The organism is Olsenella sp. Marseille-P4559 (genome assembly GCF_900605015.1).
In the GTDB taxonomy this organism is placed as follows: domain Bacteria; phylum Actinomycetota; class Coriobacteriia; order Coriobacteriales; family Atopobiaceae; genus Tractidigestivibacter.
The window spans coordinates 108232-126398 of the sequence record NZ_LR027573.1 but is presented as its reverse complement, the minus strand read 5'-3'; the positions used below and the strand labels follow the sequence as shown (position 1 = coordinate 126398).

20 protein-coding genes and 1 tRNA gene are annotated in these 18167 nt (G+C 61.9%); 17 read left to right on the top strand and 4 right to left on the bottom strand.

Annotated features, from left to right (window positions below):
* The first annotated feature begins 2 nt into the window (after positions 1-2).
* Positions 3-1118, top strand: a complete 1116-nt coding sequence (gene prfB / locus E0E00_RS00625) for a peptide chain release factor 2 (RefSeq protein ID WP_130810461.1) — start codon at positions 3-5, stop codon at positions 1116-1118.
* The gene (locus tag E0E00_RS00620) at positions 1115-1990 is read left to right on the top strand and encodes a YitT family protein (RefSeq protein ID WP_242622070.1); all 876 of its coding nucleotides are present in this window, start codon (positions 1115-1117) and stop codon (positions 1988-1990) included. The genes prfB and E0E00_RS00620 overlap by 4 nt, the downstream gene beginning before the upstream one ends.
* Here E0E00_RS00620 and E0E00_RS00615 read toward each other — a convergent pair.
* The gene (locus E0E00_RS00615) at positions 1987-2802 is read right to left on the bottom strand and encodes a DeoR/GlpR family DNA-binding transcription regulator (RefSeq protein WP_130810457.1); all 816 of its coding nucleotides are present in this window, start codon (positions 2800-2802) and stop codon (positions 1987-1989) included. The two genes, E0E00_RS00620 and E0E00_RS00615, sit on opposite strands and share 4 nt — an antisense overlap.
* A gap of 414 nt (positions 2803-3216) precedes the next feature.
* Between E0E00_RS00615 and E0E00_RS00610 the strand changes: the two genes are divergently transcribed.
* From E0E00_RS00610 to E0E00_RS00570, 9 genes are all read left to right on the top strand, one after another.
* Complete coding sequence (locus tag E0E00_RS00610) at positions 3217-3672, top strand: PTS sugar transporter subunit IIA (protein WP_130810455.1); 456 nt, start codon at positions 3217-3219, stop codon at positions 3670-3672.
* Positions 3672-3983, top strand: coding sequence for a PTS sugar transporter subunit IIB (locus E0E00_RS00605; RefSeq protein ID WP_130810453.1), 312 nt, complete (start codon positions 3672-3674; stop codon positions 3981-3983). Before E0E00_RS00610 ends, E0E00_RS00605 begins: the two co-directional genes overlap by 1 nt.
* A 75-nt stretch (positions 3984-4058) precedes the next feature.
* Positions 4059-5372 (top strand): PTS ascorbate transporter subunit IIC, encoded by a 1314-nt coding sequence (locus E0E00_RS00600; RefSeq protein ID WP_130810451.1) that lies wholly within the window; start codon positions 4059-4061, stop codon positions 5370-5372.
* Positions 5373-5475: 103 nt separating this feature from the next.
* On the top strand, positions 5476-6243 hold the full coding sequence (locus tag E0E00_RS00595) for an HpcH/HpaI aldolase/citrate lyase family protein (RefSeq protein ID WP_130810449.1): 768 nt from the start codon (positions 5476-5478) through the stop codon (positions 6241-6243).
* Positions 6244-6261: 18 nt separating this feature from the next.
* Entirely contained in the window at positions 6262-7002 is a 741-nt protein-coding gene (locus tag E0E00_RS00590) for a hypothetical protein (RefSeq protein WP_130810447.1), read from the top strand.
* 41 nt (positions 7003-7043) lie between these two features.
* On the top strand, positions 7044-7652 hold the full coding sequence (locus tag E0E00_RS00585) for an SIS domain-containing protein (RefSeq protein ID WP_130810445.1): 609 nt from the start codon (positions 7044-7046) through the stop codon (positions 7650-7652).
* Between the two features lie 45 nt (positions 7653-7697).
* Positions 7698-8594, top strand: coding sequence for a dihydrodipicolinate synthase family protein (locus E0E00_RS00580; RefSeq protein ID WP_130810443.1), 897 nt, complete (start codon positions 7698-7700; stop codon positions 8592-8594).
* Between the two features lie 35 nt (positions 8595-8629).
* The gene (locus E0E00_RS00575; protein ID WP_130810441.1) at positions 8630-9277 is read left to right on the top strand and encodes a ketohydroxyglutarate aldolase; all 648 of its coding nucleotides are present in this window, start codon (positions 8630-8632) and stop codon (positions 9275-9277) included.
* 64 nt (positions 9278-9341) lie between these two features.
* Positions 9342-9428: transfer RNA gene (locus E0E00_RS00570), tRNA-Leu, on the top strand.
* Positions 9429-9549: 121 nt separating this feature from the next.
* On the opposite strand, the gene E0E00_RS00565 is transcribed toward E0E00_RS00570, so the two are convergent.
* Together E0E00_RS00565 and E0E00_RS00560 are read right to left on the bottom strand one after the other, a co-directional pair.
* Positions 9550-10803 (bottom strand): site-specific integrase, encoded by a 1254-nt coding sequence (locus tag E0E00_RS00565; RefSeq protein WP_130810439.1) that lies wholly within the window; start codon positions 10801-10803, stop codon positions 9550-9552.
* A 21-nt stretch (positions 10804-10824) separates the two neighbouring features.
* The gene (locus E0E00_RS00560; protein WP_130810437.1) at positions 10825-11955 is read right to left on the bottom strand and encodes a hypothetical protein; all 1131 of its coding nucleotides are present in this window, start codon (positions 11953-11955) and stop codon (positions 10825-10827) included.
* Positions 11956-12111: 156 nt separating this feature from the next.
* Between E0E00_RS00560 and E0E00_RS00555 the strand changes: the two genes are divergently transcribed.
* Genes E0E00_RS00555 through E0E00_RS00535 form a run of 5 tightly spaced genes read left to right on the top strand, consistent with a single transcriptional unit; the run spans position 12112 to position 15517 of the window.
* A complete protein-coding gene (locus tag E0E00_RS00555; RefSeq protein WP_207302592.1) occupies positions 12112-12276 on the top strand; it encodes a hypothetical protein in 165 nt (54 codons plus the stop codon).
* Positions 12277-12504 (top strand): hypothetical protein, encoded by a 228-nt coding sequence (locus tag E0E00_RS00550; protein WP_130810433.1) that lies wholly within the window; start codon positions 12277-12279, stop codon positions 12502-12504.
* Positions 12504-12947: a hypothetical protein gene (locus E0E00_RS00545; RefSeq protein WP_130810431.1), complete on the top strand. Its 444-nt coding sequence runs from the start codon at positions 12504-12506 to the stop codon at positions 12945-12947. Before E0E00_RS00550 ends, E0E00_RS00545 begins: the two co-directional genes overlap by 1 nt.
* Complete coding sequence (locus E0E00_RS00540; RefSeq protein WP_165443475.1) at positions 12931-13212, top strand: helix-turn-helix domain-containing protein; 282 nt, start codon at positions 12931-12933, stop codon at positions 13210-13212. Before E0E00_RS00545 ends, E0E00_RS00540 begins: the two co-directional genes overlap by 17 nt.
* A gap of 1 nt (position 13213) precedes the next feature.
* Positions 13214-15517 (top strand): AAA family ATPase, encoded by a 2304-nt coding sequence (locus tag E0E00_RS00535; RefSeq protein WP_165443474.1) that lies wholly within the window; start codon positions 13214-13216, stop codon positions 15515-15517.
* A gap of 919 nt (positions 15518-16436) precedes the next feature.
* On the opposite strand, the gene E0E00_RS00530 is transcribed toward E0E00_RS00535, so the two are convergent.
* On the bottom strand, positions 16437-16631 hold the full coding sequence (locus tag E0E00_RS00530) for a DUF6724 family protein (protein WP_130810424.1): 195 nt from the start codon (positions 16629-16631) through the stop codon (positions 16437-16439).
* A gap of 147 nt (positions 16632-16778) precedes the next feature.
* Here E0E00_RS00530 and serS point away from each other — a divergent pair, with 147 nt between their 5' ends.
* Entirely contained in the window at positions 16779-18065 is a 1287-nt protein-coding gene (gene serS / locus E0E00_RS00525) for a serine--tRNA ligase (protein WP_130810422.1), read from the top strand.
* Positions 18066-18167 lie beyond the last annotated feature (102 nt).

Here is an 18167-nt window from a genome sequence, read left to right as displayed (position 1 = left end):
CCATGGCAGACATAGACAGCGCTGCGCTCGATGCCCTCTCATCTAGGCTCGACGAGGTAGAGGGCTACCTCCATGTCGACGAACTCAGGGGTACTGTGGCGCAGCTCGAGCAGGAAAGTGCCGCACCGGGCTTCTGGGACGATGCCAATGCGGCGCGCGAGACCATGGCACGCCTTGCCAGCGCGAAGTCAGATGTGGCTGGCATCGATGATGCCCGGGCCAAGCTGGATGACGCACGGGCCGCCTTGGAGCTTGGTGAGGAGACGGCAGATGATGACCTTCTTGCCGAGTCTGCCTCGATTGCGGCCTCACTCGAGCATGACCTCACAGAGCTCGAGCTTTCCAGCTGGTTCACGGACGGTCTCGACCATGGTGACGCTATCGTGACGGTGACACCCGGTCAGGGCGGCCTTGAGGCGCAGGACTGGTGTGACATGCTCTTTCACATGTACCTGCACTATTGCGACAGGCGTGGCTGGGCTGTGGACGTGAACGACGCACCCCAGGCAGAGGTCATTGGCATTGGCCACGCCACCTTCACGGTGCATGGCCACAACGCCTACGGCATGCTCCGTGCCGAGCAGGGCGTGCACCGCTTGGTGCGCATCTCGCCAACGGACGAGAAGAAGCGTCGCCAGACCACCTTTGCGGGCGTTGAGGTCCTGCCGGTCCTGCCAGATGACATCGAGGTCGATATCGATCCTAAAGACCTGCGCGTGGACGTCTACCATGCGACCGGTCACGGTGGCCAGGGCGTGAACACCACAGACTCCGCCGTTCGCATCACCCACATTCCTACAGGTACTGTGGTTACCTGCCAGAACGAGCGAAGCCAGCTCCAGAACAAGGCGTTTGCAATGAAGATCCTGCGCAGTCGCCTCTACGAGATGGAGCTCGAGAAGCGTGCCGCCGAGCTGGACGAGCTCCGCGGCCCCAAGCATGAGATTGGTTTTGGTAACCAGATCAGGAGCTATGTCCTCTATCCCTACCAGATGGTGAAGGACCTGCGCACGGGGGTGGAGACCGGCAACGTCGACTCGGTCCTCCAGGACGGCGACCTCGACAAGTTCATCATCGCTTATCACAGATGGGTACTTGCCGGGAGGCCGGACCAGTGAGAAAGATCAGCTTGCGCGAGGCGGCGCTCGACGCCATCCTCATCTTCCTTGGTTCGCTGCTCTTTGCCTTTGGCCTTGACTGCTTTGAAGTCCCCAATGGCCTAGCCGCAGGCGGAATAACGGGTTTGGCCACGGTGTTTCACGCACTCGCCCTCCAGGTGGGGGTCAGCCTGCCCGTGGGCATCCAGTCCATCGCGATGAATGTCCTGCTCTTTGCATATGTTGTGCGTTCGGGGAGCAAGCGCTACGCCATTCTCACCGCTGCGGGGATCATCGTGTCGGGCATCCTCACCGATGCCCTGGCCCCTTTCGTACCCGTTTTGGGTGAAGGCGACCTTCTGCTCTGCGCGCTGTGGGGCGGTGTGATCACGGGCATAGGACTGGGAATGGTCTTCCGCACAGGCGGCAATACCGGCGGGACCGATATCATTGCGCAACTCATTGCGAGAAAGACGGGTGCGTCCGTTGGGAGCATGGCCATTCTGGTCGATGGCGCCATCGTGGCCATCTCTGCTCCCGTCTTCTCGATCGAGAATGCGCTCTACGCCGCCGTCGCGATGTACATCTGCGGGCGCGTGATCGACACGGTGGTCGATGGCCCGCGCGTCCAACGTGCTGCCTACATAATCTCCGAGAAGCACGAGCGCATAGCCCAACAGATCATGGATGAGCTCGATCGGGGTTGCACCGAGTTTGAGGCACGGGGCATGTGGAGCCGCGAGCTGCGGCCCGTTATATTCTGCGTGCTTTCGCGCGGGGAGCTGGCGCACCTCAAGGAGATAGTTGCCGAGACCGACCCTGACGCCATCGTCGTGATTGCCGAGGTCCACGAGGCGTACGGGGAGGGCTTCAAGAGCATCGATGGGCGTTAGGCGTCCTTCGGTCCGAACTCCTCATCTGCCATCTGCAGCGCGGCAGCATCCAGGTTGACGCGTACCACATCGGAGACGCCGTTCTCTTTGAGCAGCTCGACCTGCTCGTCCGTCGCTCCCGAATCTGTTATGAGCAAATCCACCTCGTCGGTGGAACCAAACTGGAAGCTCGACGTTCTACCAATCTTTGAGGAGTCAGCCACAATCACATGCATGTGCGACCGGTCAAGCATCATGGCATTGATGGCTGGCTCTGGGGCGGTGGCAGACGTGAGCCCATAGGTGGGCGAGAGGCCCGCGAGGCCAAGGAAGCACTTCGTGGCGGTGATGCGCTTTACGCATTCGAGCGCAAACTCCCCAGTAAGTGACGCCTTGGGGGACCGAATCTCACCGCCCGTGAGAATGATTGATGCGTTTGGATGCTCGCTTAGAAGCAGTGCCTTGGCATTATTGGTGATAACGGTGACGTCTTGTGCCGTGATATGCGAGATGATCGAGAGTGCGGTAGAACTTGCGTTGATGAAGATGCAGTCACCATCCTTCACGTAACGCGCCGCCTCGCGTGCGATGGCCTTGTTCGCACGAATCTGACGCGAGCCAGAGGGACGCCCCAGGGGGTTGAGCAGGGTGGCGGTTCCGTACTGTCGAGAGAGGACGTGCTGCTCCTCCAGGTATTCTAGGTCGCGCCTGACGGTGAGGGCCGAGACGCCAAAGTGGTCGGCAAGTTCGGCCACGCCCACATGCCCTCTTCTCTCGAGAAGGGCGACGATGGCATCCCTGCGCGCAGCGATGTATGCCTTGCTTCTCTTCACGGCCGTCTCCACTCCTCTTCATGTGACGCTGGCGGAATCAATTATACGAAGCAGGAAAGCCCATTCATACTCAATCGTACATAAAGACTGATGCATGACGCCGCATGAATCGCATTTATACGATCAAAGTGTTCAATGTTCTATCGTTCATAAAAATAGCTCTTAAATACATAAAATTATGCTTATAGATATTATCAATATATGATGCATGATTCAATAATAAATAGAACACTGCAGTTAGAAAGCATATATAGGCAATGGTTCAAAAGACCGTTGGGCGAAGTTGGGGAAAATTTGCGTCGGGAATATGGAAAATCAGTTGCGGAGATGTTCAATTAGCACCACGGTTACGAACGGTTGGTGAGGGGTAGTCCAAGCGGCTTTCCCGTGTATCGAGAAAGGGTAGGTGGTTGCATGCTCAGCGATCTTCTCGATGAGGGCCTCGTTCAGCTCGATATCGAGGCGAGCGACTGGAAGGACGCCATTCGCAAGGCGACTGCCCCCATGGTTGCCAACGGCAAAGTGACCGAGGGTTACGTTGACGACATCATCAAAGGCGTCCATGAGTTTGGCCCTTACATCGTGATCACGGAGCACGTGGCACTTCCGCACGCTCGTCCCGAGTGCGGTGCCCTCGAGTCTGCCGTGGGCGTTGTGACGCTCAGGAATCCCGTTGAGTTTGGCAGCGAGGACAACGATCCGGTGAAGTATCTCTTCCCGCTGAGCGCGAAGGACAACGATTCTCACCTGGGTGCCCTCCAGTCACTGGTTGAGCTGCTCTCGGACCCGGACTTCTTCACCAAACTCGACGCCTGCAAGGACGCAAAGGAAGTCGTGGACCTCGTCCACGAGAAGGAAAGGGGTATGTAATGGATCGCAAGTATCATGCTCTGGTGTGCTGCCGCGCTGGCATGGGCTCCTCGATGATGCTCAAAATCAAGTGCGACCAGGTCATCAAGGAGGACAACCTTCCCATCGAGACCGAGCACGGCAACCTCGACTCCATCATCGGATTCCGCGGCGACCTCGTGATCACGATGGTCGACCTTACCGAGGAGCTTTCCAGGGATCCTCGCGTCCCCTCTGCGGTGGGGGTCAAGAACCTCGTTGACAAGAACGAGATTCGCGAGAAGCTCCACGCGTGGCTGGACGAGCACAAGGGCGAGGAGCCCCGCAAGTAGCAAACGCGTAGTTGAGTAGGGATATGCACGAAGTGAGCGGGGAGTCCCGCAAGTGATTCATCGGAAGGATTTCACATGCTGAACGCATTCCTCATGCAGATGAGGGACACGGCGCTGATCATGGGCATCATCGCCCTTGTCGGCCTGCTCCTGCAGAAGAAGTCTGGCGTTGACACGTTCGCAGGAACGGTCAAGACCATCATCGGCTTCATGATCTTCAACATCGGCTCTGACGCCATGTCCGCGCAGATCACCACCTTTGGCGCGATGTTCTCCGCCGCCTTCAATGTCCAGGGCGTTGTCACGCAGGTCGAGGTGGCCACGTCGCTGGCACTCCAGACCTATGGCACCGAGGTGGCCCTGGTCATGGTCTTTGGCTTCATCATGAACCTCGTGTTTGCCAAGGCCACCCCGTTCAAGGCCATCTTCCTTACAGGCCAGCACTTCCTGTACTTCGCCTGCGTCCTTGCGCTTGTCTTCATCGCTCTGGGCGCCCCCATTGCCGTGACCGTTATCCTCGGCGGCATTGTCCTGGGCTTCTGTGGCGCAGCCATGCCCTCGCTCTGCCAGCCGTTCGTTGAGAAGCTCACCGGCTCCAATGACTTTGCCATTGGTCACTTCAACTGCATCGGCTACGCCTTCTCCGGCTACTGCGGCAAGCTCTTCGCCAAGAAGAACGAGGAGGAGATCGAGAAGGACGAGGTAAAGGAGCAGAACCTCCCCGAGTTCTTCAAGCTCTTCCGTGACTTCGTGTTCTCTGTGGCCCTGTTCATGATCGTGCTCTTCTACATCGTGACCATCGCCTGCTTCGTGACCGGCCACTTTGGTGACACCCTTGCCAATGACAAGCCCTTCACTTCCTACTTTGGCAACGACGTCTGGTGGATTTGGCCGTTCCTCGCTGGCCTGAAGTTCGCCGCTGGCATGTCCGTCCTTATCTACGGCGTGCGTCAGTTCATCGCCGAGATCACCGCGGCCTTCGTGGGCATCTCCGAGAAGCTCATCCCAGATGCCCGCCCTGCCGTCGACTGCCCTGCCATCTTCCCGTTTGCGCCTGATGCCGTCATCATCGGCTTCATCGGCTCGTTCCTCGGTGGCCTCGTGGCTATGGCTCTCATGGTTGTCTTCCACAGCGAGACCATCATGATTCCCGCGGCCGGCATCTGCTTCTTCTCTGGTGGCACCTGCGGCGTCTGCGGCTATGCCTACGGTGGCTGGCGCGGTGCCCTGCTCGGCTCGTTCCTCGTTGGCATCTTCCTCTGCGCTGGCCCCCTGGTCCTGTATCCCGCGTTCGCCTCGCTCGGAATCGCCGGCGCCTCGTTCCCCAACGTCGACTACAACATCGTCGGCTCGATCATCTATGGCATCGGTGGCCTCTTCGGCGCCTAATCGAGTGGGAACCCAGATTGCACTGCCTGCTCAGCCCTAACGTTTGAATTTCAGGGGGTGCCTGCGGCACGCCACGGGTGCCCCCCTGCACCAGGGGGTCGGTATGGAAAACCTCGCAAAGCGCCAGATGGGTGGCTTGTTTGTCCAAGTGCTGGACTCTGCTCCGGCAGTGGCCATGGCCCAAGCTGCTGGCTTTGACTTCCTCTTCTTTGATGGCGAGCATGGTGACATCGACTGGCCGCGTCTCAGCTCGGCCATGCTTTACGCGCATGCGCTGGGCTTGCCCTCGCTCGTACGCGTGGGAGAGCTCTCAAGGTCTCTCGTATCACACACGCTTGACCTTGGGGCAGCGGGCGTGATGGTTCCCATGGTCGAGAGCGCAAATCAGGCGCGTCAGCTGGTGCAGTGGGCGAAGTACCCTCCGCTCGGCTGTAGGAGTTACTCTGGTGGGGCGCATACCGGATATGGGAAAAGCGGCAGCCACGCTGCCAATATGGCTCGCGCCAACGCCCAGACCCTTGCCATTGCCCAGGTTGAGACCGTTGAGGGCGTATGCCAAGCCCAGGCGATCGCTGCGGTAGGTGGTGTCGATGCCCTGGTGGTGGGGCCCTGCGACCTGGCCATCTCCATGGGAAGGTCCGATGAAGTTGGCTGCGCAGAGGAGCTTGCCCTCATCGAGCAGGTGCATCGCGCCTGCGTCGACTGTGGTAAGGCATTTGGCATTATCGGCTCTGCCGGACTCGTCGAGCATTTCATGCCCGACGTGAATCTCATGGTCTCCGCGATCGACGCGCACCTTCTGCGCTCGGCCTTCACGGGTGCAGTGCAGGACTACGAGCGCCTCAAGAGCGCAGCAGCCAAAGCGCAGTAGTCGGAGGGGAGCAGAGAGGTGTTGCAGCAGAAGAAGCAAAAGTGGCATACGATCGCCGCAAAAGCCCAGGAAAATCCCGTTGAAGCTCCCAAGAAACAGGCAGGTGCCACGGAAGGGCCTGCGCCCGTCGAGAGTCCCAGGAAGGTTGGGGGACACGCCGGGGACTCCTCGGCTGACAGGGCGCGCAAGGCAAGCGATGCGGTCCTCGGCAACATCGTTGGTATCGCAAGGCCAATCGCCATTCCAGACTTGCCCGAGGACGAGATTGAGCTCTCCGTCGAAGAGGACAGGAGGCGGCTCGTTTTGCAGGGCCTGCTCCTTGCCGTTGCTGTGCTCGCCCTTCTCCTCCTTGCGTTCTGGTGCGGCATCGCGGCCAACTACTCGGGCAATGTCTGGCTACTTCTGGCGCTCATCGCCTCGCTCACGGCAGCGTGGTTTGTCTCTAAGCGCATGGGGAGGCTTCTCAGGAAGTACTTCATGAGGACGGGCGTCATCGACTTTGGCCACACGTACGTCTACATCTACGAGAAGGCTGACCCCAAAGAGGCGACGGTTGTCACATACAAGGACATCAAAGCCTACAAGGTCGTGCGCCAGGACAATTCGCTGAGGCTGCTTCTGTGGGGCGATTGGGTCAAGCATCCCTCGGGCTATCTCTACGTGGGCATCACGCGCCCATTCATGGCAGGCACGCTCGATTCGCTTGAGCAGGGCTTTGCCTCGACCATGGCGCGCCATCACGTCAAAGAGAAGAAATAGGCGTCATTGCCTGTGGTTTAGGCCATCAGAAAGGAAAGAACATGGCATCAGATAAGGAACAGGTCGAGCAGTTCCTTGGCATCGTCAAGGCATCCCTTGACGAGTACATTGCCGGCATCGGCTTCGATGCGCTGAGTGCAGCCAAGCAGCTCATCTTGGACGCCGAGAGGAACGGCGGTCGCGTGCACGTGACGGGCATCGGCAAGCCTGGTCACGTCTCTGGCTACGCAGCCTCGCTCTTCTCGTCCACCGGCACGCCCACCTACGAGCTCCACGGGACCGAGTGCGTCCACGGCAGCGCCGGTCAGGTTGTTCCCGGCGACGTCGTGATTGCCATCTCCAACTCGGGCGAGACCATGGAACTCAAGGCCACGGTCACCTGCCTCAAGAAGAATGGCGCAAAGATCATCGCCGTCACCGGCAGTCCCAGCTCCTGGATTGCCGAGCAGGGTGACGTTGTGCTCATCGCCGGTGTCACGCAGGAGGGCGACCCCATGAACAAGCCGCCTCGCGCTTCGATTCTTGCCGAGACGCTTGAGCTGCAGTGCCTCTCCATCCTTCTCCAGAACGAGTTTGGTCTTACGCCCGAGAAGTACGTCACCTGGCACCCGGGTGGGGCGCTTGGCGCTTCCATCCGCGCTGGCAAGTAGCAAGTAGCGTATCCGCAAGCACAGAGCAGAAAGGCAGTCCCAGGCATGTCTGCGTTCTCCGGGGTCATCGTCCCCATGGTCACGCCGTTCAGGCGCGACGAGGGGCAGACCATCGACTACGAGGCCGGCGAGCAGCTCGTCGAGAGGCTCGTCGCGGCCGGCGTCTCCGGCATCTTCGCCTTCGGCTCCAACGGCGAGTTCCACGTGTGCACGCCGGACGAGAGGATAGGGTTCTCCAGGTTCGTGGTCGAGAGGGCCGCCGGCCGCGTGCCCGTCTACGTGGGCACCGGCTCCTGCTCCACGCGCGAGGCCGTCGAGATGTCCAAGCGCGCCGAGGACGCCGGCGCCTCCGCCGTCTCGGTCGTGAACCCCTACTTCCTGCGGGTCTCCGACGCCGAGGTGGTGGGCCACTACGAGGCCGTCGCCGAGGGCGTGGGGATCCCCGTGCTCATGTACAACATCCCCAGGTGCACGGGCGCCAACCTCTCGCCCGAGGTCGTGGCGCGCGTCGCCGAGGTCGACAACGTCAGGGGCGTGAAGGACTCCTCCGGAAGCATGGCGAACCTCGCGGCCTACGTCGAGGCGGCCAGGGGCAGGGGCGTCGACGTCCTGGTGGGCTCCGACGGGATGATCTCCGCGGCCCACGCGCTCGGGGCCTCCGGCGCCGTCGCGGGCACCGCGAACCTCATACCGGGGGTGGTCGTGGGGCTCTGGCGCGCCCTCGAGGCCGGCGACGCCGGGGCGGCCGCGCGCCTGCAGGCCGAGGTGGGGCCGCTGAGGGACGTGCTGCACATGGGCTCCGTCCCCCAGGCGCTCAAGCGCGCCCTCGAGCTGGCCGGCGTGCCGGTGGGCCCGGCGAGGAGGCCCGTGGCGGAGGCCTCGCCCGGGCTGGACGAGAGGGCCCGCGCCATGCTCGACCACTACGGCATCGCGCACGGGTAGCGCTGCGAAACAATAACGAGAAGGGGGATACAGCAATGGGGATCCAGAAGGCAAGCGTAACCAGGGCGCTCTACGACACGTGCGCCTTCGCGGTCGTCCGCGTCCCGACCGTCGAGCGCGGCCCCGAGGTCGCGGAGGGGCTGCTCGGGGGCGGCGTCGGGGCCATGGAGGTGAGCTATACGCTGCCCAGCGCGGGAGGGGTCATCTCCGGCATCCGGGAGCGCTTCGGCGGGGACATGCTCGTCGGCGCCGGCACCGTGATGGAGGCCACGACGGCTCGGCTGGCCGTCATGGCGGGCGCCCAGTTCGTCGTCGCGAACACGCTGAGCGACGGGGTCGCGCGCGTGTGCAACCTCTACCAGGTCCCCCACCCCCCCCGCCGCACCACCGTGACCGAGGCCAACCGCGCCCTCGAGATCGGCGCCGCCTTCGTCAAGTGCTTCCCGATCTCCAACGCCTACGGGCCTCAGCTGGTCGGCCTTTTCAAGACCCCCACGCCCTGGATGCCCCTCATGGCCTCCGGCGGCATCAACCTCGGCAACCTCGCCGAGTGGGTGCGCTCCGGCGTGGACGCCTGCGGCATGGGGAGCCTGCTCACCAGGGGCTCCGCGGACGAGATCGCCAGGAGCGCCGCGGAGGTGCGCCGCATCATCGACGAGACCCGCGCCCAGATGGGGGCGTAGACTACCCGATTTTGTGAATCTCCAGTTGGCATTTGCGGCGGGATGCTGTAATATATCCCAGCACGCGGGCGTGGCGGAATTGGCAGACGCGTACGGTTCAGGTCCGTATGAGAGCAATCTCATGAAGGTTCAAGTCCTTTCGCCCGCACCATAAAATCGAGAAGAGCGTTTCCGCTGGTAGAGGCTTTAAAACTTACCACCGGGGACGCTCTTTTTCTGTTGGACGAGCACCTGCCCGGTACGAATCCGGTACGAATTGCGCGGACCGGCGACTACGAGACGTCGCTTTCGAGGGCATTGGAGGCCCTGGTTTCAGACCCCGGGCTGACGCCCATACCCCCGTGGAAGAAGCTGCTCACCTCGCTCATGGCGTTCCTCCCGTTCTCCGGGTTGTAGTGCATGTAGATGTTGAGGGCGACGTCCCCCGTCGAGTCCCCTATGAGGGTCTGGATCGTCTTCACGTCCACCCCGCGCCGTCCAAGGGCAGTCGCATACGTGTGCCTCAGCGTGTGTAGCCCGCACGACCGGATGCCGCACTTTTCGCAGAAGGCCCTCCACCAACGGTAGAAGCTGTTGGGGTGTATGCGCCCTCCCTCCCTGTTCGTGACCACGGGGGTTGCGGGCACCTGCTTGATGCCCAGGGCAGAGAGGCGAGAGGACTGGACCTGCTGCCACTCTGCCAGGCGATGGTGGAGGGGACTGCCCGTGATGGGGATATAGCGGTTGCCCTTCCTGCTCTTGGTGGGCATGACCGCCTCATCGTCTGCCGTGTAAGCGCCGCACACGTGGACAATGCCGTGCAAGAGGTCCACGTCCCCCCATGAGAGGGCGAGAAGCTCCTCGCGCCTCAGGCCGCACTCGATGGCCAGGGTAGCGCCCATGCGGTGGGCGTCCGGCATCCCGTCGTAGAGCGCTGCAATGAGGGCCTTGGCGTCCGCGTCTGTGAGGGGTTGGCGCTCCTTGGTGTCGACGCGCGGCCTTTCGTCCGCATCCAGCAGCTTGCAGGGGTTGGACGGTATCAGGTGACGCTTCACCGCCTTGTCGAGCACCTGAGACAGAACGACGGACACCTTCCTCGCGCTGGTGCCTGAGAGAGGCCTGCCGGACAGCGACGCCTCTCCGCTCATGAGGCGCGAGTAGAAGGCCGCTATGTGCTCGGCGTTGAGGTCCTTCAGCAGGATTCCGCCGAGCGACTTCTGGATTGTCCTTACTGCAAGGTCGTTGTTCCTGAGGGTGCCCTTGCGGGGCGGCTTTACGGTGTTGGTCTCGCGTTCTCTCATCCACTCCGAGGCGAACGTGCCGAGGGTGACGGTGCCGGCGTCCAATGTTGTGCCGTTCTCAAGCTCGGCGATGAAGTTGCGCAGCTTCCTGCGCGCCTCAGTGATGGTGCCGTGGACTCTGCGCGTCTTCGTCTTGTACTCTTTCGACAGGTAGTCCAGGCCTACCGGGACGCGCAGCTGCCAGTACGTGCATGTTCTCTCCGGCTTCTCAAGCGCGACTATGGTCCCCTTGCCGCGTACCTTCATTTCTGCCTCCTCTCTGAGCCCCTAGATTCCGTAGTTGAAGCCGTCCTTGAAAAGCTCATTTCGGACTGCGATTTCCCTGACCCGCTTCAGGCTGATGTTTCCCACGTTCCGTTGCGCCTCTTCCGGCGTCTCCCCGCCTTCGATGCGGGCAAGCACATTCTTGGTGCGGGTGTAGGCTTTCTCGCATCCGCCACCCGAAACGCAATACATGCGCTTCTCCCTCCTCTCACTCGTGGCGATGAACGGCTTCCCACAGACGCGGCAAAAGCCCACGCGCCCACCAGACCCCGACTCCCTGAGGCGAACCCACAGGGCAGTGACGATGTCGGTGGAAAGAAAACGAAACTGGCCCGTCCCATAGTGCTTCTGGGACACGTGGTTAAGGTGAAGGTCCAGGAGGATGCCCAGCAGGTTTTCTATTGCCTGACGGTATCCTTCTTCCGAATTAGGCACCAGGCCCAGCAGGCAAAAGAGATTTGCGTCTGATTGTGCTGCGACCCAGCCAAAGCGCTGAAACAACGGACTCTTCCGATCGGCGCTTGATGGAATGAAGTCAGCCCCAATGGCATTGTATGGATTTATCGACCGTTCAACCCCCTCCCATAGGTATGGCAGGTAGTCACTGGGGGGGAGGGCGATGGAGCACGTGCAACTGACGCTCCCTGCTACGAGGCTGCTGTGGACAGTGGCGCGACGAGGGGGTAAACGAGCTGCGACGTCCTCTGCCGTGAGGTTGCTGTCCTTGGTCACAATCCCAGCCCGGACAAGCGTGTCCCGGGTTATGTGGGAATCACTCTGTAGGGTCGAGAGCAGCGTTATGGCTAATCGTATGAGTCGGCTGGCGGTGGAGATGGCCGTCAGCATGCGCCTCTCGTGGCTTTCTTCGCGCCCCCTCCGCATAGAGGCTATCTCGCTCCAGTATTCCTTGTGGCCTTCGACGTCCAGGGGGGAGCGCATGCCTCCAGCACCATTCCCTGTCAGACGGGAAAGATAGTCCGGAAGGAAGTTCGAGCCCCCGTATCGCTCCACAAGCCTGTCGAGGCGCTCCTCATCAGTTTGATTCGTACCATGGGGGTTGGCGAATTCGAGCACGTCATCGAACGTGACGTCATCAATGCCAAAAATCTCTTGGAAAGCCTCATCCCGTGTCACTCCATGCCTCCTCTAAAGTCTTGTAAAAGTCATGTTTAACCAGACTCACACTGAGATTATCCTCAATGTGAATTGAAAACGTCAAGACTAAATCGGAGGTAAGGCATGACGGATTCCAAGCACGTAAGAGTCAGGGACCTGTTGGAGGAAAGGGGATTGAGTATCGCCAAGGCCGCAATGCTCTGCAAGGTCAACTACTCCTCGATGTGCCGCATCGTGGGCGGCAAGGAACCCGCCTACCCCAAGCGGGGCAAGCGCATCGCCGAGGCGCTGGGGTGGACCGGAGACCCCGCCGAGCTGTTCGAGGAAGTGGAGGAGTAGATGGGCCACAAGTTCCCTAGCTTCAGCAGGTATCACCTGAGCACGTTCTGCCCGATGACGGGCGAGGAGTGCAGGAGCGACGAGTGCGCCTGGGCCATTCCGTTCGAGGAGCGCGGCGTCCCCGCAGGGTCGGACATGCTTGAGGACCACAAGGCCCTGACGTGTGCCGTCGCAATGATCGCGAGCCGCGCCGATTGCCCGCTCATTGAATGGGAGGAGGAATGGTAATGGCAGGGAAGAAAAGACCCCGCTGCCGCGGGTGCCTGGAGAACAAACGCGACAGCAGGGAGGCCGACGGCAAGGATGCCGCCACCACCAGCCATGATAGGACAGTGCAGGACGCCAGAAGCGCGTACCGCTGGATCGAGGACAACCGTCCCGCCTACGCGTGCGGGTTCTGCGCGGCTCTTGACGCGGACGTCAAGGCGGGGCGCAAGGCCTCCCCGTACCGAGCCGCCGAGAACATGCGGGCCAAGCGCTACGTGGACAGCAGCGGGGACACGACCCAGCTACCGAACGCCCTCATACCGTGCCTGGTACGCATTTACCTGGCAGACCACCCAGAGGCCGCACCCTTCGTGGAGACCGCGAGGTCGAGGTTCGACGGAGTGAGCCTGCATGGGGTCGCCGCCTTCCTGGATGGGAGGTGCGCCCATGCCGAACTCTGCTAGCGTGCAGCCCACTTGCGCCACCCACGGTGATGGCGATGGGGCTGTCGGTACCGTCACGCCCTCACCCTACGTCCCGTTTGCGTCCTACCCGGACATGAACAGCACTTCCCAAGCCGCCGAGGCGCTGGGGACCAACGAGAAGACCCTGCGCGAGCTTATCCGGCGCAGCGACCTGTTTGCCGTCCGCATGGGCCGCGTGTTCCGCATTCCCAAGCAGAGCCTCATCGACTTCAGCGAGGGCAAGACCCATGGGGGAGGCGCTTAGGTTGGCAGAGCGCTTCCAGAGACAGGCAACAGTCCACGAGGGGCAGGACAACGGCAACGGTGCCGTGGGACGGAACGACTACCTGTATCGCTACGCATGCAGCCTTAACGCCAAGGAGACTGCGCGGGATGAGGCCGAGTGGCTTGTGCAGGCGGAGAATTCCACCGTGTGCGCCCCGCCCCTTCCGGAGAACGAGGCTTCCCGCTGCGTGGCAAGCGCATACGGGAAGCCTGCGGGGCGCTCCTCGGAGTTTTTGGATAGCTACCGGGCGTCTCATGGCGGGCGGGAACCGGAGTCGGTACAGTCCACACAAGCCCCCCGGAGGGCGGCTGAGAGCCGCTCTAAGACCGGTTTAGGCCGCTCATGGGATCTGAGGCTACCAGAGGCCGACGTGCCCGTTCCGCCCGCGCTAGACCGCCCTCAGCAGCTTGTGGCACAGGTCCACGCAATGTTCCGGGACGCAGAGCAGGCCAACCTCGTGAAGGACCACACCTCCGGAGGAAGCCCGGTCGGAGGGGGTGACACGCTGCCCCCCGCGGCACTCCGGGACGGTGAGGTTGCGGGCGCATATCTTGACGGGTGCGATGCGGCCACGGGCGCGTGGCTCAGGGTGAACCCTACGAGTGGCGAGCATGAGGCCAGGGGTGGCAAGGCCGAGGGAGACGCGGACGTGACCGCCTTCCGGAACGTGCTTGTGGAAAGCGACCCCGAAGGTGCGGGGGACATGAGCGTCGAGGAGCTGGAAGAGGCTAAGCGTCGGCAGTTTGAGAGGATAGTTGCCCTGCGACTGCCCTGTGCGTGTGTGGTGGACAGCGGGAACAAGTCCGTCCATGCCGTCGTGCGTGTGGCAGATGACGGGGAGAGCCTTACCCGCGACGAGTGGGAGCGTCGACGCGACCTTGTCTATAGTGTGTGCGACGCCAACGGCCTTCCGCATGACCCGCAATGCAAGAACCCCTCCCGGCTCACGCGCCTTGCCGGTGCCATGCGCGGAGGGAGCGTCCAGCAGCTTCTAGCCGTTGAGACGGGAATGGGATCGTTCTCCTCCTGGGAAGCGTGGGTGAGGGAGCGGGCGAGCGGGGCAGGGGGTGCCAGTGACGCAGCGCCCGTCGCGACGTTTCGGATCGTCCACGCATCCGACCGCACGGGACCGAACAGGCGTCCGCTCAGGCCCGCCCTCATTGAAGGCCTCATGCGCAGGGGCGGAAAGTGCCTGATAGTCGGCCCGATGAAGTCCCACAAGTCGATGGAGGCCATCCACCTCAGCCTGGCCCTCGCGACGGGCGGCGAGTGGTTCGGTCACAGCTGCCAGCGCGTGCGCGTGTTCTACGTGAACATCGAGCTTGACGAGGACGAGTTCCATGCCCGCGTGGAAGTGGTGAGGAGGCACATGGGCCTGAGCTACCTGAGCTACAAGGACACTCTGGACACCGTGTCGACTGGAGGCGGGACCATCGACGGCAGGCGCGTTACCGTGGAGGGCCTGAGGCGCTGGATAGAGGCGCAGCCAGGCGCGCGGGGCTACGACGTCGTGGTGATAGACCCGATATACAAGCTGGAGGAGGGCGAGGAGACCCATGAGACGGTGAACGAGATGCTCCTCCAGCTGGACATGCTGCGCAGGGACCTGGACTGCTCGATCGTCTATGCCCACCACAGCGCCAAGGGCGGGGCGGCGAACAAGACCGTCTACGAGCTTGCCAGGGGTTCCGGGGACTTCGGGGGCGACGCGGACCTGGTTGTCGGCATCAGCGAACTCATGCCCCTCAGGGAGGGGACGGACGCCTGGGACAGGGCGCTTTCGCTGGGCATCGGAAGCCCGGAGCACAGCGGGTACCGCGTCCAGTTCGGCCCGAGGAGCTTCGCGGACCGCGACAGCCTCAACGTGTACAAGACATGGCCGCTCTTCACGGTGGACGAGTGGGATGCGCTCGGGGGGATAAGCCAGCGCGGCGACATGGCCCACGAGAAGGGCGGGAGCGCGACGAGGCAGGCTTGCCAGGCGAAGCGCAACCTGAAGGACGAGGCCGTCACCAAGGCTGTGAGGATTCTTCAGGGACGTGGGGAGCAGCCCACGCGGAAGGCAGTCTACGAGGCCATGGACAGGACCTGCGGGGAGCTGGGCATAGACCGCCCCACATTCGGCACGTTCCAGGATTGGACACGGCGCTCGGACGGATGCACCCATTGGAGGACAGGTGCGGGCGATGCCCTGCGCGAGTGCGAGCGTGGCAACGACGGACGCGCGAGGTACGAGGATGGCAGTCCCGTGTTCCTAGAGGAGGACGCGGAGGAGGACGAGTAGGGGTTGGGTTGGTTGCGAACTGCCAGCTGTCGACACCCCTGGGTTGGGTGTGAATGGCCCTATAAGAGAGAGAACACAACCCAACCCAACCCATGGCATGGGCCTGATGCCCCAGGGGTGGGCGGCGTAGCTCCCGCCGCCGCCCACCCGCGTGGAGGCACCCCCCCACTACCCGACCACCCCTCTGGAATATTTTGCGTGGACCGGCGTCCCCTCCACGGATTTCGACCGGACGCCCCTAAATGAAAAGCTCCCACTCTTTAGGCTATCAGCTGTTTGGCCGGGACCCCCGATGGACTAATTTTTTGTCGCAGGGCCGGTACGAATCCGGTACGAATTGCGAGTTAGTGAGGTACCGCAAAGGTATGCGAGGTTACACATAACAGCAGGTAGAGTGGCATAAAAGGGAGGGAGATTCCGCGACGCTCCACCCGCCCGGACAGTTCATGAAGGTTCAAGTCCTTTCGCCCGCACCATGAATTGCCAGAGCGCCTCCGTTGGATTCTCCAGCGGAGGCGCTCTCTGTGAGCAAGGAATTGAATTGGTACCGGCGTCGATGGATAGGAGTTCTCACGCCTGTGGTGTGTGCGGTGGCAGAGAAAGCCACTCGTGCGTACGCTCGATCAGGATTTTCTGCCAGAAACGGGCCTGGGCGGGCGTGCGGTGGCAGGAAAGCTCACTTGTGCGTACGCACCATCACCATCTGTTGCCAGGGGTTTCTCGCCCAACTGGGCAAACGTCGGGGCCATGTCAGAGCTTGTGGGTTGTGCGTACGCACGACCCCACTTTTCTACCCGGGAGAAGTCCTAGGGGAGCAAAATTGGTAGAAGTTGTGGGTTGTGCGTACGCACGACCCCACTTTTCTGCCAGCCGCCCTCCTCGAGGCAGGATGTCGCGCGTTTCTCGGCACAAGAATGCCCTACTTGTCGGCGTCCTCGTCCTCGTCGTCGCCAAAGAGGTCCCAGTCGTCCTCGGACTTCTCGTGATTGTAATAGCGCTCGCGCGTGCGGCGCTCAAGGATGAAGGAAATGAGCAGGCAGACCAACATGCCGCCCACAACGAGGCATACCACGCCGGTCCTGTCAGTGAAAAGCCAGGTGATGAAGTCCTCCATACGTAAGCCTCCCGGGCGCTAGGCCCGCAAGGGGCCAACGGATACCGCACAAGTATATACTTGGAACGCCGCCGGGCCGCAGATGTGGCCTTGGCGCGCCAGACCTCACCACGGGGTATCGACGCACATAAGCAAGGGAGTTCACACATGCTCGACATCAAGTTCGTGCGAGAGAATCCAGACCTCGTCGATAAGTCCTGCGCTTCTCGCCAGAACGCGCGCTGGGATCGCGAGCGCTTCTTCGAGCTTGATGGAGAGCGTCGCTCGGTCATTTCAGAGGTGGAGCAGCTGCAGGCTGACCGCAATGCCATCTCCAAGCAGGTTGGCCAGCTCATGCGCGAGGGCAAGAAGGATGAGGCGGAGGCCGCAAAGGCCAAAGTCGCAGCCAGCAAGGACCGCATCGCGGAGCTCAACGAGAGGCGCACCAAGGTCGAGAAGGACCTCTTCGACCTTGTCGCCGCAATTCCCAATATCCCGCACGAGTCCGTACCCTACGGCGTTGATGACTCCGACAACCCCGAGGTTCGCCATTGGGGAGAGCCCACGAAGTTCGACTTTGAGCCCAAGGCACACTGGGACCTGGGCTCCTCCACGGGCATGATTGACTTCGAGCGCGGCATCAAGCTTGCGGGCACGCGCTTCTACCTGCTTGGTGGTGCCGGCGCCCTCATGGAGCGCGCTCTCATCAACTTCTTCATTGACACGCATGTGAAGGCTGGCTTTACCGAGTGGTGGCCACCCGTCATCACCAACCACGAATCCCTGTTTGGCACGGGCCAGCTGCCCAAGTTCGACGAGGACCTCTACCACGTGAGCGGCGGCATGTACCTCATCCCCACGGCCGAGGTCATGCTCACCAACATCCACAGGGACGAGATTCTCGACGGAGATAAGCTGCCGCTCTGGTACACCGCGTTCACACCGTGCTTCCGCGAGGAGGCAGGCTCTGCCGGCCGGGACACGCGCGGCATCATCCGTGTGCACGAGTTCGACAAGGTGGAGATGGTCAAGTTTGCCAAGCCTGAGGACTCCATGGGCCAGCTTGAGAGCATGGTTGCCGAGGCGGAGAGGTGCCTGCAGCTCCTTGGCCTGCCCTATCACGTGGTTTCGCTCTGCACCGGCGATATTGGCTTCTCTGCTACCAAGTGCTATGACCTTGAGGTCTGGCTGCCTAGCTACAACAGCTACAAGGAGATTTCTTCCTGCTCCAACTGCTGGGACTTCCAGGCTCGCCGTGCGAACATTCGCTACAAGGATCCCGCGGAGTTCAAGGGCACGCGCCTGGTCCACACGCTCAACGGGTCCGGTCTCGCCGTTGGCCGCACCATGGCGGCAATCATGGAGAACTACCAGAACGCTGACGGCTCGATCACGGTGCCCGAGGTTCTGCGTCCGTACATGCGCGACATGGAGGTCATCAGGCCTCTCGCGTAGCTGGTATCGCTGGGCTGCGGTTGGCTTTGGCATGCGCTACGAAGGGGGCGTCGCCTGGTGACGGTGCCCCCTTCTTCGTTTGGAGGTCTGGGAAGTGCGCCT